Consider the following 15776-nt stretch of genomic DNA (forward strand, 5'->3'; position numbering starts at 1 on the left):
CGCACCGAGACGTCGCCCCGAGGTCCTGGATTATGAGAGCATGGCCAAGCGGAGAAAAATAGTGTTAGACGCCAGCAGACATGGCCCGACGAACGGGAACGATGGTATGGTTTTTGCAAAATTCGACACTGCGGAAGAATCCCTCCACACGGTCGGTACCCTACCCACAGCATGAGGCCGGCGGTGCGGACCGAACGGGGGTCCAAAGACCCCATCTTGCAGGTCGTATGGTTCAAGCGAGATCTGCGCATACAGGATCACGCTCCGCTTGCTCGGGCGGCGCCCGCGGGGCCGGTTCTTCCTCTGTACATCGTCGATCCGGATCAATGGCGGTCGGCGGACGCGTCGGGTCGGCAGTTTGCCTTCCTTGGCCAATGCCTTGCTGAACTGTCCGCAGACCTCGCATCAAAGGGCCAGCCGCTTGTGATCCGAACCGGCGCCGCAGTCGACGTTCTGGCAGAGCTTCACGCCAGGCAGGGTTTGGCCGCGATCTGGTCGCACGAGGAGACGGGCAACCTGTGGAGCTTTGGACGCGACAAGCAAGTTGCCGAGTGGGCCCGATCGCAGGGGATTCAGTGGCACGAACTGCCCCAGGGTGGCGTCGTGCGCAGGCTTGCATCCCGGGATGGCTGGGCCAATCGCTGGGAGGCCGAGATGACGGCGCCGGTGGCCAGCCCGCCGGGTGCACTGGTACCGCTGTCCGGCGTGGCGCCCGGCGCTCTCCCGACCGAGGCGGAGATTGGGATCGCGGCTGACCATTGTCCGGGCCGCCAGCGCGGGGGCAGAGCTGCGGCCCTGAGCGACCTTTCTGCATTCTTGGACACGCGCGCGGGCGGATACAGGCATGGGATATCGAGCCCCCGAACCGCACCGTTTACCTGCGCGCGGTTGTCGGCGCATCTGGCTTTTGGCACCCTGTCCCTGCGCGAAGTGGTGCAGGCCACGCGCACAGCCAAGGCGCGCGCGGCGATGCACGGCCGGGCGGGCTGGTCTGCAGGGCTTGCCGCGTTTGAGGAACGGTTGCACTGGCGCAGCCACTTCATGCAAAAGCTTGAGGATGCGCCCGATCTCGAAGAGCGCGCCATGCACCCGGCGCTTGACGACATTCGCCTGCGCCGGCCCGAGGCAGAACTGTTGCAAGCCTGGAAGCAGGGCGAAACCGGGTTTCCCTTTTTTGATGCCTGTATGCGTAGCCTTGCCGCCACAGGCTGGATCAATTTCCGCATGCGCGCGATGCTGATGGCCGTGGCAAGCTATCATCTGTGGTTGGACTGGCGCCCGACAGGGCAACACCTTGCGCGGCTTTTCACGGATTACGAACCGGGAATCCATTGGCCGCAAGTGCAGATGCAGTCGGGGGTTACCGGTATCAATGCGCTGCGTATCTACAACCCCGTCAAACAGGGCCGCGAACACGACCCCGACGGGCGCTTCATCCGCCGCTGGGTTCCTGAGCTTGCCGAGGTGCCCGACGCCTTTTTGCATGAGCCATGGCGTTGGGCCGGGGCGGGGCGCGTGCTGGGGCGGCAATACCCCGAACCGGTGGTCGATCTTGCCACAGCGGCGCGGGCGGCAAAGGCGCGGATGGCCGAAGCCCGGCGCGGTGCCGGGTTTCAAGCGGCGAAGGCGAAGGTCCTCGCGCTGCACGGCAGCAGGCGCGGGGCGCGGCGGCACCGCAAAGCCGGGCGCGGCACGGCCGACGACCGCCAACTCAAACTGGATTTGGGCCTGTGAAGATGCGCCGAAAGGGCGACTTGCCCGCAAAGACCTGCGCGACCTGTGGCAGGCCTTTCGTGTGGCGGCGGAAATGGGCGCGGGTTTGGGATGAGGTACGCCATTGTTCCGATGCGTGCCGTCGTGCACGCAGGAAAAAGGAGAGACAGAAATGAGCACAAGAGCCTGTGTCGCCGGACGTTCGGGCAACTTGTTCGACGTCATCTGCAAGGCTGTTCCATGTTGACACCGCGGCTTGTATTGGTCTTGGGGGATCAGTTGAGCGTGGACGGCGCTGCGCTGCGGTCGGCCGATCGGCGCCGCGATATCGTGGTGATGGCCGAAGTATTGGCCGAAGCCACAAGTGTGCCCCACCATCCCAAAAAGATCGCGTTGATCTTCGCCGCGATGCGCAAGTTTGCTGCGCGGCTGGTGGCGGACGGCTGGCGCGTGGCTTACGGCCGGCTGGACGACCCCGAGAATGCCGGCTCGATTCCGGGCGAGTTGCTGCGTCGTGCGGATGAGACTGGTGCAACCGAGGTCATTGCCATCCGACCGGGCGACTGGCGGCTTGCAGCCGCGCTGGAAGAGACTCCGCTGGAGATGCTGCTCCTCGAAGATGACCGGTTCATCTGCTCGACCAAGGAGTTCGCCGCTTGGGCCAAGGGCCGCAAGGCGCTACGCATGGAGTGGTTCTATCGCGAGATGCGCCGCAAGACGGGCCTTTTGATGGAAGGTGAGCAACCCGCCGGGGGGCGCTGGAACTTCGATGCCGAGAACCGAAAACCGCCCAAATCTGGCCTTGCTTTTCCCGATCCGCCCGCATTTGCGCCAGATGCCACCGTGCGCGCGGTGCTCGACCTGGTGGGGGAGCGCTTTTCCGGCCACTTCGGTACGGTCGAACCTTTCTCACTCCCGACCGACGGCGATCAGGCGCAGAAACTGCTCGAGCATTTTCTGCGCCATGCTCTGCCACGTTTTGGCGATTTTCAGGACGCCATGGTCACCGGGGCCCCGACGATGTTCCATTCTCTGCTTTCGCCAGCTCTCAACCTTGGGCTCCTGTCTCCGCTAGAGGTCTGCCGGGCTGCCGAGGCCGAATGGCGGGCGGGCCGGGCACCGATCAATGCGGTCGAGGGCTTTATCCGACAGATCATCGGCTGGAGGGAATTCATCCGTGGAGTCTGGTGGTTGGAAGGGCCGGGATACATTCACAACAACGTGCTGGCCCATAAACGCAGCCTGCCCAAATTCTACTGGGGGGCACCGACGCGCATGCGCTGCATTGCAGAGGTGGTCGGGCAGACCCGCGAATTCGCCTATGCCCATCACATTCAACGGCTGATGGTGACGGGCAACTTTGCGCTTTTGGCCGGGATTGACCCGGCCGAGGTCCATGAATGGTATCTTGCGGTTTATGCGGATGCTTTTGAATGGGTCGAGGCACCGAATACCCTGGGCATGAGCCAATTCGCCGATGGCGGCGTGGTGGCGTCAAAACCATATGTCTCGTCCGGCGCCTATATTGACCGGATGTCGGACTATTGCGTCGGTTGCGCCTATGACGTCAAAGAAAAGACGGGGCCGAATGCGTGTCCTTTCAACCTTCTCTACTGGCACTTTCTAGACCGTCACCGAGAGCGCTTCGCGCAGAACCCGCGCATGGGGCCGATCTATCGCGGCTGGAACAAACGGGCGCCGGCGACGCGGGCGCAGATCCTTTCCGAGGCTGAAACCTTCCTTGCCCGAATGGAGGCGGGCGACGCGGTCTGAGGCCATGCTCGGGCAAGGGCTGTGTCGTAAATGTTTGGAACGGCCAGCGCCAGCGACCTAACGCGCACACCTATCCTGCGATCCCGGCAAATAGTCGAATGCCGGGCGATGAGGTTCCAAAATGCCGCCCTTGTCGTTCTGCGCTGAACGGGAAAATGGGGCCGCTCGGGGTTGTAGGACACCATCCAATTTCCGATCATCCGCCAGGCTTGGCCTCTGTTGGCGATTTCTTCGAGATCGACCGTCTCCTGCTCGACTGACCACCATAGCCGCTTGATGGAGATGGTTCCCATGCACCGGCACCAGCCATCCAGCGAGAAGCTGCTATCTGGTGTGAGCCGTAGAACAGGTATTTGGTCAACAGCCGGCCGATCTGCCTCATCAACCCCCGCGTCGCCACATCAATGCCAATTGGCGTGTAATTGAAGGCTGACCGGTGAGCTTCACGAACCGGTATTGCTGGGCAATGCTCAGATCGGGCTGGTCGCGGCGGATCATGCTTTTCTTCCTGGCCGGGCTCGTTTTTTAGTCCCTTCGGACAAAAATGCCGTTCTCGACCGCCAGCCTCCCTGTTCTGGCATGCCGATTCACACCTGAGACCACGGACTATGATAGCGGCGGCATGAATGACCTTGTCGGCACCTTTACGATTGCCATGCATTATCCCGGTGGCGTTACCAGCCCGTTATCGTGAAACAGCCGGGAAGTTCCAGCTTCCGGCGGCCCAATGTTCGGGAGCAGTGCACGAGGACTGCGATGGATGAGATAGCTCTCAGTATCTCGGCCACACCGATACTAGAATCACGGCGTCGACCTACGCTCGGTTCAGTCCCGAGCATCTGCGGAAGGCTGCCAGAGTTCTGGAGTTCGAATAGCAATGAGGTTCAACGAACCTTGGAGCTCTGTATTGCCAACAAAAAAGGCGCCACAGGGCGCCTTGAATTATTGGTCGGAGTGAGAGGATTCGAACCTCCGGCCCCTGCCTCCCGAAGACAGTGCTCTACCAGGCTGAGCTACACTCCGACCGTGGCGCGTGATCTATACCCGGCGATTTGAATGTGCAAGAGGGATTCTTGGGGCAATGCGCTCAAAACTCTTCGCCGGAAACCGCCGTGGTCAAGGCAAGGGGTCGGTTCGGTACAACCGGATCTTGGTGCCGCCGTGATCGACGACCGGCCCCGGCGCGACCAGGGGCAGGCGCGTCGCCCGCGCCAGCGACTGGCTGCTAGTCACGATCCCGATCCGCCAGCCCGAAAACCGTGCCATTAGCACCTTGCCCAGGCTGCCATAGAGCGACCGAAGGCGTTTTTCGTCACCGATCCGTGCGCCATAGGGCGGGTTCACGATCACCAGCCCGGCTTGGTCGGCAGGCGGCTTGATGTCGCTGACCGCAGCCTGTCGAAACCGCGTGACCGTATCGACCTCGGCGCGTTGCGCGTTGGCCGTTGCGGTTTCGATCGCGCCCGCATTCCGGTCAGAGCCGTAAAACCGCAGCCCGGTCCCGGGGGCGTCGTGCGGTTGGCGCATCCGGGCCCATTCGGCGGCATCGAACGTCGCAAGATGCTGAAAGGCAAAGTCGCGCGACCGGCCGGGCGGAAGGCCAAGCGCGATTTCGGCCGCCTCGATCACGAAGGTGCCAGACCCGCACATCGGGTCCAGTACCGGCTCGGACCCGTCAAAACCGCATTCGTGCAGGAACATGGCTGCCATCGTCTCGCGCATTGGCGCCTTGGCCACCGCCGCCTTGTGGCCGCGTTTGTGCAGCGGATCGCCCGAGCTGTCGACCGACAGGGTGCAGATGTCCCTCTCGATGCGCACCAGCACCCGCACCGGCGCATCCTGGGCGAGCGGGGCGCCCAGTGTGTCCGAGACCGCGCGTTCGATGCGCTGACGCGCCGCACCGGCGTGGTAGATACGGGATTTGCGGCTGGTGGCCTCGACCCTGACGGGCACGTCCGGGCGCAGCACGTCGCCCCAGGGAAACTTGCGCGCGCGCTTGTCCAACTGAGCCAGATGCACGGCGGGAAAAGACCCCAGCCGGACCAGAACCTTGTTGGCCCCGCGCAGCATCAGGTTGGCCCGCCAGACCTCGGGCCAGCCGCCGCGCAGCAAGACGCCGCCGGGCACTTGCTTCGCACCGGCGAATCCGTTGCGGATGGTCTCGGCCAGCAAGGGCTTTTCCAACCCGGGCGTGGCCACCAGAAAGATTTCAAGCTCGGCTGTGTCCATCCCGGGTGCATACACCAGCGCTTGTGGGCGTGCGACAGGAATTTGCGTGTACCGGGTTTTGGGTATTTCGGCGCTGGATATCGCAGATTTTTTTGGTTTCGGTGGCGATTTTGGTGGTAACAGGTTTGCGTTTGGACGCAGTGCCGCGTAAAGGGGCCGTAATCGGAAAGACGCCTGCGGATTTCGGCCGGTCTGAGTTGCTTTTGCGACGGGGCGGGCGGAACTCCGCGCTGTTCAGTGCTCGGATCATCGGGCCTGCATGGCGGGCGCAAGAAAAAGGCTTGGAAGAACGTAGCGACATGCAAACTTTCAAACTGAAAAAAGGGCTGGATCTGCCGATTCTGGGCGCGCCCGAGCAAAGCATCCAACCGGGTCCGGACTATTCAACCGTGGGCGTTCTGGGTGCCGATTACATCGGTCTGAAACCCCGCATGCTGGTGCAGGAAGGGGACCTCGTCCAGCGCGGCACGCCGCTGTTCTGCCACAAGGACGCGCCCGAGGCGATGATGGTTGCGCCGCTGACCGGCAAGGTCGTGGCCATCAACCGCGGCGCGCGGCGCGTGCTGCAAAGCGTCGTCATCGAAGTGTCGGACCCCAACGACCCCGGTGTTGATTTCTCGGGCGTGGGCGATGCCGAGACCGCGCAGGGCCTCACCGCCAAGCTGTGCGCCGCCGGCCTGTGGACCGCATTCCGCACGCGGCCCTATTCCAAGATGCCGCAGCCGGGCACTCAGCCCGCCGCGATCTTCGTCACCGCCATGGACAGCGAGCCGCTGGCCGCCGATGCCGCGCTGATCATCAACGACGCGGCCGAGGCCTTTGCCGCCGGTCTGGCCGCCGTGGCCAAGCTGACCGAAGGCAAGACCTATCTGTGCCAGAAGGATGGCGACACGATCCCAGGCGCCGATCTGCCGGGCGTCGAGGCCGCGGCCTTCAGCGGCCCCCATCCGGCGGGCCTTGCCGGCACGCATATCCACTTTCTCGAACCCGTGACCGCCGAGAAAACCGTCTGGACCATCGGCTATCAGGACGTGATCGCCATCGGGCGGCTGCTGCAATCGGGCCATCTGGACCCGAACGTGGTGGTCGCCTTGACCGGTCCCGGCGCGCGTCAGCCGCGTCTGATCCGCACCGTCATGGGGGCCTCGACCGAGGATCTGACACGCGACGAGATCAATGTAGACGGCGAAGCCCGCGTCATTTCCGGCTCGGTTCTGTCGGGCCGTCACGCCACCGGGCCGTTCGCCTATCTGGGACGCTTTGCGCGTCAGATTTGCATTATCCGCGAGGATCACGACCAGATCCCGATGGGCTGGATCCGTCCGATGCCGTCGAAATACGCGGTGCAGCCGGTTCTGGGCTCGGCCTTTGCCCAAAAGCTGTTCGCCTTCACGTCGAACCTGAACGGCGGTCGCCGCGCCATGGTGCCCATCGGCACCTTCGAAGAACTGATGCCGCAGGATTACCTGCCGACGCAACTGCTGCGGGCGCTGCTGGTGATGGACACCGACACGGCGCAGGCCTTGGGCGCGCTGGAGCTGGACGAAGAGGACATGGGCCTGGTGGGCTTTGCCTGTCCGGCCAAGTACGAATACGGGCTGGCGCTGCGCGACTGCCTGACCAAGATTGAAAAGGAGGGCTGATCCACATGGGTTTGCGCAACTTCTTTGACCGGATCGAGCCGCAATTCACCAAGGGCGGCAAGTACGAGAAGTTCTTCCCCATCTACGAGATGGTGGAAAGCTTCATCTACACTCCGAAAACCGTGACCACCGTGGCGCCGCATGCGCGGTCATACGTGGATATGAAGCGGATCATGACCTATGTCGTGATCGCCACCATCCCCTGCATCCTGTGGGGCATGTACAACACCGGGTTCCAGGCCAACTCGGCCATCGCGACGCTGGGCCCGGAGTCGGCAACCGGTTGGCGCATCGCCATCCTGCAGGCCTTAGGCATTTCGCTGGACCCGTCCAGCATCTTTGCCAACGTGATGCACGGGGTGATGTATTTCCTGCCGATCTATATCGTGACACTGGTCGCCGGCGGCACCTTCGAGGTGATCTTTGCCACCGTGCGTGGGCATGAGGTGAACGAAGGCTTTCTTGTCACCTCGATGCTCTACACGCTGATCATGCCGGCCACCGCGCCGTTGTGGCAGGTGGCGCTGGGAATCATCTTCGGCGTGGTCATCGGCAAAGAAGTGTTTGGTGGCACCGGCAAGAACTTCCTCAACCCTGCGCTGGTGGGGCGGGCCTTCCTGTACTTCGCCTATCCCGCATCCATGTCGGGCGATGCCGTCTGGACCCCGGTAGATGGCTTCTCGGGCGCGACGGCGCTGGCGGTGTCGGCGGCTGACGGGTATCAGGCGCTGGCCGCTCAGGGCATCACCTGGTGGGATGCTTTCTTTGGCACGATCCAGGGTAGCTTTGGCGAGACCTCGACCCTTGCGGCGATGATCGGCCTGGCCTTCCTGCTGATGACCAAGATCGCCAACTACCGTCTGATCGTGGGCTGTCTGGCAGGGACCATCGGCTTTACCCTGCTGCTGAACCTGATCGGGTCGGACACGAACCCGATGTTCGCGATGCCTTGGTACTGGCACGTCGTGCTGGGCGGTTATGCGTTCGGCCTGGCCTTCATGGTGACCGAGCCGGTCTCGGCCAGCCACACCAACATGGGCCGCTATATCTATGGCGCGCTGATCGGTGTCATGGTCGTGCTGATCCGGGTGGTGAACCCGGCCTTCCCCGAAGGCATGATGCTGGCCATCCTGTTCGGCAACGTCTTTGCGCCGCTGATCGACTATTTCGTCGTGCAGGCAAACATCAAACGGAGGGCGCGTCGCCATGTCTGATACGCAATCCCCTGAACCCAAAGGCGCCATCGCGCGGTTCCTGGCGGCCTCGCCGGATTCGGTGGGCAAGACGATCTTCATCGCTGTCGCCGTGTGCCTCGTGGCCTCGATGATCGTGTCGGCCGCCGCGGTCAGCCTGCGCCCGGTGCAAGAAGCGAACAAGCTGAAGGACAAACAGATCAACGTTCTGCAGGTCGCGGGTATCTATGAACCCGGCATCGACGTGGCCCAGGCTTTTGCCGCGTTCGAGCCGCACGTGCTGGACCTCGCGTCGGGTGAATTCGTCGACGACCGTTTCGACCCGGCCACGTTCGACGACATTGCCGCCGCCAGCGACCCCGAGCTGAGCGAACCTCTGGAAAACGACCCTGCCGGGATCGGCCGCAAGGCGAAATACCGCGTGATTTACCTGCTGCGCGACGAGAACGGCGCGCTGGATAAGGTGATCCTGCCGGTCCACGGCTACGGGTTGTGGTCCACACTGTATGGTTTCATCGCGCTGGAAGAGAACGGCAACGACATCTTCGGGCTGCAATTCTATCAGCACGGTGAAACGCCGGGTCTGGGCGCCGAGGTGGACAACCCGCGCTGGAAAGCCCTGTGGAACGGCAAGAAGCTGCGCGACGATGCTGGTGATCTGCAGATCACCGTCGCCAAGACCATGCCCGCCGCAGGGCCTGACTTCTACATCGACGCGCTGGCCGGCGCGACCCTGACCACGGTCGGCGTCGACAACCTGGTGAAATTCTGGATGGGGGACGCGGGCTATGCTCCGTTCCTGGCCAAGCTGCAAGCAGGAGAGATCTGATGTCACAGACCAAGAAAGATCTGCTGGTCGACCCGCTTGTCGACAACAACCCGATCACGCTGCAGGTGTTGGGCATCTGCTCGGCGTTGGCGGTAACTTCGTCGCTGCAAGTGGCCTTCGTGATGTCGCTGGCCGTGATGTTCGTGACGGCGTTTTCGTCCTTTTTCATCTCATGCCTGCGCAACCAGATACCCGGCTCGATCCGGATCATCGTGCAGATGGTCATCATCGCGTCGCTGGTGATCTTGGTCGACCAGATCCTCAAGGCCTATGCCTTCGAGATCTCGAAAACGCTGTCGGTCTTCGTGGGCCTGATCATCACCAACTGCATCGTGATGGGCCGGGCCGAGGCCTTTGCCATGAAGAACCCGCCCGTGGCGTCCTTCATCGACGGTCTGGGCAACGGCATGGGCTATGGCCTGATCCTGATGCTGGTGGGTATCATCCGCGAGCTGTTCGGCTCGGGCTCGTTGTTCGGGGTGACCATTCTGGAGACCGTGAACAACGGCGGCTGGTACGTCCCCAACGGGCTGCTGCTGCTGCCGCCGTCGGCCTTCTTCATCATCGGCTTGATCATCTGGGCCTTCCGCACGTGGAAGCCGAACCAGGTCGAAGAACGTGAATACAAGATCCAGCAGGTAGAGGCGCACTGATGGAAGGGCTCATCTCACTGGCCGTAAAGGCCATCTTCGTCGAAAACCTCGCGCTCAGCTTCTTTCTGGGCATGTGCACCTTCATCGCCGTGTCGAAAAAGATCTCGACGGCGCTGGGTCTGGGGATCTCGGTGATGCTGGTGCAGGCGATCACTGTTCCGGCCAACAACCTGCTGCTGAACTATCTGCTGAAACCGGGCGCGTTGGCCTGGGCCGGGTTCCCGGACGTGGACCTGACCTTCCTGGGTCTGATTTCCTATATCGGCGTGATTGCGGCGATGGTGCAGATCCTCGAGATGATCCTCGATAAGTATTTCCCGCCGCTCTACAATGCGCTGGGGATCTTCCTGCCGCTGATCACGGTGAACTGCGCCATCCTGGGCGGCTCGCTGTTCATGGTCGAACGCGACTACAACTTTGCCGAAGCCGCGACCTATGGCCTGTCCTCGGGCTTTGGCTGGGCGCTGGCGATCACCGCCATGGCGGGCGTGCGTGAAAAACTGAAATATTCCGACATCCCCGACGGGCTGCAGGGCCTTGGCATCACCTTCATTACCGCAGGTCTGATGGCGATGGCCTTCATGTCCTTCTCGGGCGTCAAACTGTAAAGGGGCAGGGGCATGGAAACTTTCTCGCTCGGCGTTGTCCTTTTCACCCTGATCGTTCTTGCGCTGGTAGCCATCATTATGGTGGCGCGCTCGCGACTGGTCTCGACAGGCAACGTCAACATCACCATCAACGGTGAGAAAACCGTCTCGGTGCCTGCGGGCGGCAAGCTGCTGCAGACCTTGGCGGCTCAGAAACTCTTCGTTCCGTCGGCCTGCGGTGGCGGCGGCACCTGTGCACAATGTCGGGTGCGGGTCCTGGAAGGCGGCGGGTCGATCCTGCCGACCGAGGAAAGCCACATCACCAAGCGCGAGGCCGCCTGCGGCGACCGTCTGTCGTGCCAGGTGGCCGTCAAGCAGGACATGAAGATCGAGGTTCCCGAAGAGGTCTTCGGCGTCAAGAAATGGGAATGCACCGTCCGATCTAACGACAACGTGGCGACCTTCATCAAGGAGCTGGTGCTGGAGCTGCCCGAAGGCGAGGATGTGAATTTCCGCGCCGGTGGCTACATCCAGATTGCCGCCCCGCCGCACGATGTTGACTACAAGGATTTCGACGTCGCCGAGGAGTACCGCGAGGATTGGGACAAGTTCAATCTGTGGCAGTACAAGTCCACGGTGAGCGAACCGATCGAGCGCGCCTATTCGATGGCGAACTACCCCGAGGAAAAGGGCATCATTATGCTCAACGTGCGGATCGCCTCGCCCCCGCCGGGCTCCGAGGGCATCCCGCCGGGCCAGATGTCGTCCTATATCTTCAACCTGAAACCGGGTGACAAGGTCACGATCTCGGGACCGTTCGGCGAGTTCTTCGCGCGTGACACCGACAAGGAGATGGTGTTCATCGGCGGCGGCGCGGGCATGGCCCCGATGCGCAGCCACATCTTCGACCAGCTCAAGCGGCTGAAGACCAAGCGCAAGATCACCTTCTGGTACGGCGCCCGGTCGCGGCGCGAGATGTTCTATGTCGAGGATTTCGACCAGCTGGCCGCCGAGAACGAGAATTTCGAATGGCACGTCGCGCTGTCCGATCCGCAGCCGGGCGACAACTGGGAGGGCTTCACCGGCTTCATCCACAACGTGCTGTACGAGCAGTACCTCAAGGATCACCCGGCGCCCGAGGACTGCGAATTCTACATGTGTGGTCCGCCGATCATGAACCAGTCGGTCATCAACATGCTGCTGGAACTGGGCGTGGACCGCGAAGACATCATGCTGGACGATTTCGGCGGATGACCAACCTTGAAACCGGCGCCCAAAGCGCCGGTTTTTTCATGCGCCGATGCCGTAATAGTCGCGGTACCACGCCACGAAGGATTTCATTCCGTCCCGAATGTCGGTCTGCGGCTTGAACCCGGTCAGGCGCTGCAGAAGCGAGGTGTCGGCCCAGGTCGCGGGCACGTCGCCCATCTGCATCGGCATGTAGTTGCGAATGGCCTTCTTGCCGACCGCTTCCTCGATCGCCTCTATGAAATCCATCAGCCGGACCTTGTCGGAATTGCCGATATTGACCACCCGGAAGGGCGCGACGGGCGACAGGCTGTCGCCCTCGGCGATATCCGCCTTTGACGCAGGCCGTTCGGGCACTGCATCGATCAGCAGGCGGATGCCGCGCACAAGGTCATCGACATGGGTAAAGTCGCGGTACATCTCGCCGTTGTTGTAGATGTCGATGGGCCGGTCATGCAGGATGGCATCGGTGAACTTGAAATAGGCCAGGTCGGGCCGCCCCCAGTTGCCGTAGACGGTAAAGAAGCGGAACATCGTGGTCGGCAGGTCCCACAGATGGGCATAGGAATGGCCCATCGCCTCGTTCGCCTTCTTGGTGGCGGCATAGATGGTCAGCTGGTGGTCGGCCTTGTCCAGCTCGGAAAACGGCATGTCCTCGTTCGCGCCATAGACCGAGGAGGTGGAGGCCATAAGCAGGTGCTCGACCTTGTGCGTGCGCGCCACTTCCATCACGTTGAACGTGCCCACCACGTTGGAGTCCACGTAGCTGCGCGGATGTTCCAGGCTGTAGCGCACGCCCGCCTGCGCGGCGAGGTGAACGATGATCTCGGGTCGGAATTCCTCGGCGACCTGCATCAGGCGGTCATGGTTTTCCAGCAGGTCCTCGGTTGCGGAAAAGCCAGGCGTCTGCAGCAGCATCTGATGCCGGCGTTGCTTGAGCGTGACGTCGTAGTAGTCGGTCATCCCGTCATAGCCATGCACCCGGAACCCTTCGGACAACAGCAGTCGTGCCAGGTGAAACCCGATGAACCCCGCCGTTCCCGTCACCAATACCCGTTTCATTCAAGCTCCGTCCGCAAACCCCGTCATCCAACCATCAGGGACCCTTTCGAACGGCCGAGGTCAAGGAGATTTTCGGGGTCGTCAGGGCCGTTGAGCATTGCCGGGCGCGGGTCTTCGGGATAGTCACGGCGGGTGATGATTGTTTCCTGGCTCAAGTCGCTTGTTTCGCGCCCCGGCGGGACGAACCCGTCCGACGCACTGGCCACGCTGGCGCCCGGGCAACGGTTCTACGCCGTGGGTGACATCCATGGGCGGCTGGATCTGCTGCAGCAGATCCTGGGTCAGCTGCAGCAAGACCTGCCAATCGTGTTCGTCGGCGACTATGTCGACCGCGGCGACCACAGCGCCCAGGTCCTGCGCCACCTGCAGCACCTGAGCCAAGCCCTTGACCGGCAGGTGATCTGCTTGCTGGGCAACCACGAAGACCTGCTGCTGCGGTTCCTTCAACGGCCCCGGCGAACCTGTCGATTGTGGATGCACAATGGCGGGCGGCAGACGCTGGCCTCGTTCGGGCTGACGGATCTTGCATTGGACTTGACGCCCGACGACGCGGTGCGCGCCGCCCGACGGCTGGAACAGAAAATGGGGGCGCCGCTGCTTGAGTGGATGCACGCCCGGCCGCTGTGCTGGACGACGGGAAACGTGACCGTCGTGCACGCAGCGTTGAACCCCGGTTCGGACCCCGACGACCAGGCTCGTGGAACCTGCCTGTGGGGGCATGGAGATTTTCCGGGCAAGCCGCGTTCGGACGGTCAGTGGGTCGTCCACGGCCATACGATCGTGCCGGAACCATGCGTGCGCAACCGGGTGATCTCGATCGACACGGGCGCATTTGCCACGGGTCGGCTGACGGCGGCCGAGATCGGGCCCGGCACGGTCCGGTTCCTGTGCACCGATCCGGTGCAGACCTGACTGCCGGTCAGCCGACGATCATCTGTTTCATGCGCAGGGCTTCGTATTCCAGTTCCTTCAAGCGGAATTGCACCACGTCGCCGATTGTGATGACACCGCACAGATGCCCGTCGCGCAAAACCGGCATGTGGCGGAATCGGCCTTCGGTCATGGTTTTCACCACCTCGATCAGCAGGTCGTCCGGTGTGCAGGTCCGCACCTCGCGCGTCATCAGGTCCTGAACCGACTGAGGCAGGGTCTGGCCCGGCGTATCGGCCATACGGCGCACGATGTCGCGCTCGGACAGGATCCCCTGCAGCGCGCCGTTCTGATCGGTGACCACGACCGCGCCGATGCGCTTGTCCTTCAGGATCTGCACGACCGTATGGATCGTGTCATTGGGTCGAACCGCAATCACGTCTTCGCCCTTGCCTTCCAGCAGCTTCGCCACGGTCGATTGGGTCTGCGACAGATTCGACTCGACCGACTGGCTGTAGGTTGCGCTCTCGGGCTTGTCGCCGCGCGTCGGGGGCTGGTAAGAGCTTGGGGCCATGGGCGGTCTCCTCCTTCACTGGTGCTGTCCTTTCACCTTACCCCAGGATGCGCACCTGTATAGGGTGCAATTTCCGGAAACCCGCGTAACCGCGCCAGACCAAAAGGAAACACGGGCCGCGTGTCGAACCTGCATCTGACCCCTGCCGTTGCCGCGCTGATTTTTTTCGGGGTGGTGGTCTGTGGCCACAACTTCCGCAAACTGTGGAAAGAGCAGCCCCCTGGCTGGCAGAAGCGCGCTTGGCTGTTCGGTCTGCCGGCGGCGATCGGGCTGCTGGCGCTTGGCTTTCTGCCACTGAAGGTCTGAGGTCGGTTTGACTCTGACTGGGGGCGCTGGCATACGCGCCACGAAACATTACCCGGAGATCACGCGATGCGCCGACTGCTTGCCCTGGCCCTGACCCTGTTCGTCGCTGGCTGCCTGTTCGACAAGGAACCCGAGGTTGTTCGCCTGTCGGGTGAAACCATGGGAACCACCTATCACGTCACCGCAATCGGCGAGGATTTGGACGCGGATGCCCTGTCCGCCGCCGTGGAGGAAACGCTGGCGCAGGTGAACGCGAAGATGTCCAACTGGGACCCGAATTCCGAGGTCTCGGTCTTTTCCGCCTCGGCCAGCACCGACCCGATGCCGGTGTCGAAAGAATTCGCCTATGTAATCGCGGCGGCCAACCAGGTGCACGAACAAAGCGGCGGCGTGTTCGACGTGACGCTTGGCCCGTTGATCGAGCTGTGGGGGTTCGGCCCGCGCAAGCCCGAGGACCCGGTGCCATCGGATGCCGAGATCGCGGCGGCGCTCGAGCAGGTGGGGCAGGCGCGCCTGCTGACGCTGGATGCGCAGGCCGGGACGCTGGCCAAGACACAGCCGGGCGTGGGGATCAACCTGTCGGCCATCGCCAAGGGATACGGGATCGACGCCGTAGCTGAGACGCTGCGCGCGGCGGAGGTCGAGAACTATATGGTCGAGATCGGCGGTGATCTGGTGGCCCGCGGTCAGAACGACAAGGGCGAGGCCTGGCGCATAGGCATCGAAAAGCCCGAAACCGGGTCGCAAACCATCCAGTTCATCGTGCCGCTGGACAACCGCGGCATGGCGACCTCGGGCGATTACAAGAATTTTTTTGAACAGGACGGGGTGCGGTATTCGCATATCATCGACCCGACCACTGGACGCCCGATCACTCATCGGACGACCTCGGTCACGGTTCTGGCGGAAAACGCGATGATGGCCGATGCCTGGGCCACCGCGATGCTGGCGCTGGGGCAGGAGCGGGGGCTGAAACTGGCCGATCAGCTGGGTTTGGCGGTGTTTTTCATCTCGCGGGATGTGACAGGCGGCGAAGATGCCTATATCACGGTACAAAGCAGCGCATTCAAGGATGCGCTGGGATCGAACTGAAGGG

General features: G+C 62.6%; 15 protein-coding genes and 1 tRNA gene. 12 read left to right on the forward strand and 4 right to left on the reverse strand.

All coding sequences use genetic code 11. The features are described 5' to 3' along the window. Nucleotides 1-183: 183 nt before the first annotated feature. From AC2FMN_RS00960 to AC2FMN_RS00970, 3 genes are all read left to right on the forward strand, one after another. The gene (locus AC2FMN_RS00960; RefSeq protein ID WP_496685450.1) at nucleotides 184-1734 is read left to right on the forward strand and encodes an FAD-binding domain-containing protein; all 1551 of its coding nucleotides are present in this window, start codon (nucleotides 184-186) and stop codon (nucleotides 1732-1734) included. A gap of 2 nt (nucleotides 1735-1736) precedes the next feature. Then, entirely contained in the window at nucleotides 1737-1889 is a 153-nt protein-coding gene (locus AC2FMN_RS00965) for a DUF2256 domain-containing protein (protein WP_496682710.1), read from the forward strand. A 64-nt stretch (nucleotides 1890-1953) separates the two neighbouring features. Continuing rightward, nucleotides 1954-3486: a cryptochrome/photolyase family protein gene (locus tag AC2FMN_RS00970; protein WP_496685452.1), complete on the forward strand. Its 1533-nt coding sequence runs from the start codon at nucleotides 1954-1956 to the stop codon at nucleotides 3484-3486. A gap of 946 nt (nucleotides 3487-4432) precedes the next feature. Here the strand turns inward: AC2FMN_RS00970 and AC2FMN_RS00975 are convergent. Both AC2FMN_RS00975 and AC2FMN_RS00980 read right to left on the reverse strand, forming a co-directional pair. Then, a tRNA-Pro gene (locus tag AC2FMN_RS00975) sits at nucleotides 4433-4509 on the reverse strand. A gap of 93 nt (nucleotides 4510-4602) precedes the next feature. Continuing rightward, nucleotides 4603-5715, reverse strand: coding sequence for a THUMP domain-containing class I SAM-dependent RNA methyltransferase (locus AC2FMN_RS00980; RefSeq protein WP_496685453.1), 1113 nt, complete (start codon nucleotides 5713-5715; stop codon nucleotides 4603-4605). A gap of 299 nt (nucleotides 5716-6014) precedes the next feature. On the opposite strand from AC2FMN_RS00980, the gene AC2FMN_RS00985 reads away from it, so the two are divergent. The 6 genes from AC2FMN_RS00985 to nqrF are packed head-to-tail and all read left to right on the forward strand — an operon-like array spanning nucleotide 6015 to nucleotide 11874. Beyond that, nucleotides 6015-7358, forward strand: a complete 1344-nt coding sequence (locus tag AC2FMN_RS00985; RefSeq protein ID WP_496685456.1) for a Na(+)-translocating NADH-quinone reductase subunit A — start codon at nucleotides 6015-6017, stop codon at nucleotides 7356-7358. Nucleotides 7359-7363: 5 nt separating this feature from the next. Then, nucleotides 7364-8572: an NADH:ubiquinone reductase (Na(+)-transporting) subunit B gene (locus tag AC2FMN_RS00990; protein WP_496685458.1), complete on the forward strand. Its 1209-nt coding sequence runs from the start codon at nucleotides 7364-7366 to the stop codon at nucleotides 8570-8572. Beyond that, entirely contained in the window at nucleotides 8565-9380 is an 816-nt protein-coding gene (locus AC2FMN_RS00995; protein ID WP_496685460.1) for a Na(+)-translocating NADH-quinone reductase subunit C, read from the forward strand. The genes AC2FMN_RS00990 and AC2FMN_RS00995 overlap by 8 nt, the downstream gene beginning before the upstream one ends. Beyond that, nucleotides 9380-10033, forward strand: a complete 654-nt coding sequence (locus tag AC2FMN_RS01000) for an NADH:ubiquinone reductase (Na(+)-transporting) subunit D (protein ID WP_093963366.1) — start codon at nucleotides 9380-9382, stop codon at nucleotides 10031-10033. The genes AC2FMN_RS00995 and AC2FMN_RS01000 overlap by 1 nt, the downstream gene beginning before the upstream one ends. Further along, nucleotides 10033-10641 carry an NADH:ubiquinone reductase (Na(+)-transporting) subunit E gene (gene nqrE, locus AC2FMN_RS01005; protein ID WP_170453916.1) on the forward strand — a complete coding sequence of 203 codons (609 nt, stop codon included), beginning with the start codon at nucleotides 10033-10035 and terminating at the stop codon, nucleotides 10639-10641. The genes AC2FMN_RS01000 and nqrE overlap by 1 nt, the downstream gene beginning before the upstream one ends. 12 nt (nucleotides 10642-10653) lie before the next feature. Beyond that, nucleotides 10654-11874, forward strand: a complete 1221-nt coding sequence (gene nqrF, locus AC2FMN_RS01010; RefSeq protein WP_496685462.1) for an NADH:ubiquinone reductase (Na(+)-transporting) subunit F — start codon at nucleotides 10654-10656, stop codon at nucleotides 11872-11874. 36 nt (nucleotides 11875-11910) lie between these two features. Here the strand turns inward: nqrF and AC2FMN_RS01015 are convergent, their stop codons facing one another. Further along, on the reverse strand, nucleotides 11911-12930 hold the full coding sequence (locus AC2FMN_RS01015; protein WP_496682669.1) for an NAD-dependent epimerase/dehydratase family protein: 1020 nt from the start codon (nucleotides 12928-12930) through the stop codon (nucleotides 11911-11913). 135 nt (nucleotides 12931-13065) lie between these two features. On the opposite strand from AC2FMN_RS01015, the gene AC2FMN_RS01020 reads away from it, so the two are divergent. Then, nucleotides 13066-13842, forward strand: coding sequence for a metallophosphoesterase (locus AC2FMN_RS01020; RefSeq protein ID WP_496685743.1), 777 nt, complete (start codon nucleotides 13066-13068; stop codon nucleotides 13840-13842). A gap of 7 nt (nucleotides 13843-13849) precedes the next feature. On the opposite strand, the gene AC2FMN_RS01025 is transcribed toward AC2FMN_RS01020, so the two are convergent. Beyond that, the gene (locus tag AC2FMN_RS01025) at nucleotides 13850-14374 is read right to left on the reverse strand and encodes a CBS domain-containing protein (protein ID WP_490362249.1); all 525 of its coding nucleotides are present in this window, start codon (nucleotides 14372-14374) and stop codon (nucleotides 13850-13852) included. 120 nt (nucleotides 14375-14494) lie between these two features. Between AC2FMN_RS01025 and AC2FMN_RS01030 the strand changes: the two genes are divergently transcribed. Both AC2FMN_RS01030 and AC2FMN_RS01035 read left to right on the forward strand, forming a co-directional pair. Then, on the forward strand, nucleotides 14495-14680 hold the full coding sequence (locus tag AC2FMN_RS01030; protein WP_149776649.1) for a hypothetical protein: 186 nt from the start codon (nucleotides 14495-14497) through the stop codon (nucleotides 14678-14680). Between the two features lie 66 nt (nucleotides 14681-14746). Further along, nucleotides 14747-15772 (forward strand): FAD:protein FMN transferase, encoded by a 1026-nt coding sequence (locus tag AC2FMN_RS01035; protein WP_496682665.1) that lies wholly within the window; start codon nucleotides 14747-14749, stop codon nucleotides 15770-15772. Nucleotides 15773-15776 lie beyond the last annotated feature (4 nt).

The organism is Ruegeria sp. BHSC037 (assembly GCF_059613045.1).

What these genes read in the sequence shown, in the direction of transcription:
- AC2FMN_RS01015 (WP_496682669.1), bottom strand. Translation starts at nt 12,930, where the DNA reads ATGAAACGGGTATTGGTGACGGGAACGGCGGGGTTCATCGGGTTTCAC.
- AC2FMN_RS00970 (WP_496685452.1), top strand. Translation starts at nt 1,954, where the DNA reads ATGTTGACACCGCGGCTTGTATTGGTCTTGGGGGATCAGTTGAGCGTG.
- AC2FMN_RS01025 (WP_490362249.1), bottom strand. Translation starts at nt 14,374, where the DNA reads ATGGCCCCAAGCTCTTACCAGCCCCCGACGCGCGGCGACAAGCCCGAG.
- nqrE (WP_170453916.1), top strand. Translation starts at nt 10,033, where the DNA reads ATGGAAGGGCTCATCTCACTGGCCGTAAAGGCCATCTTCGTCGAAAAC.
- AC2FMN_RS00965 (WP_496682710.1), top strand. Translation starts at nt 1,737, where the DNA reads ATGCGCCGAAAGGGCGACTTGCCCGCAAAGACCTGCGCGACCTGTGGC.
- AC2FMN_RS01000 (WP_093963366.1), top strand. Translation starts at nt 9,380, where the DNA reads ATGTCACAGACCAAGAAAGATCTGCTGGTCGACCCGCTTGTCGACAAC.
- AC2FMN_RS00980 (WP_496685453.1), bottom strand. Translation starts at nt 5,715, where the DNA reads ATGGACACAGCCGAGCTTGAAATCTTTCTGGTGGCCACGCCCGGGTTG.
- AC2FMN_RS01035 (WP_496682665.1), top strand. Translation starts at nt 14,747, where the DNA reads ATGCGCCGACTGCTTGCCCTGGCCCTGACCCTGTTCGTCGCTGGCTGC.
- AC2FMN_RS01020 (WP_496685743.1), top strand. Translation starts at nt 13,066, where the DNA reads ATGATTGTTTCCTGGCTCAAGTCGCTTGTTTCGCGCCCCGGCGGGACG.
- nqrF (WP_496685462.1), top strand. Translation starts at nt 10,654, where the DNA reads ATGGAAACTTTCTCGCTCGGCGTTGTCCTTTTCACCCTGATCGTTCTT.
- AC2FMN_RS00985 (WP_496685456.1), top strand. Translation starts at nt 6,015, where the DNA reads ATGCAAACTTTCAAACTGAAAAAAGGGCTGGATCTGCCGATTCTGGGC.
- AC2FMN_RS00990 (WP_496685458.1), top strand. Translation starts at nt 7,364, where the DNA reads ATGGGTTTGCGCAACTTCTTTGACCGGATCGAGCCGCAATTCACCAAG.
- AC2FMN_RS00995 (WP_496685460.1), top strand. Translation starts at nt 8,565, where the DNA reads ATGTCTGATACGCAATCCCCTGAACCCAAAGGCGCCATCGCGCGGTTC.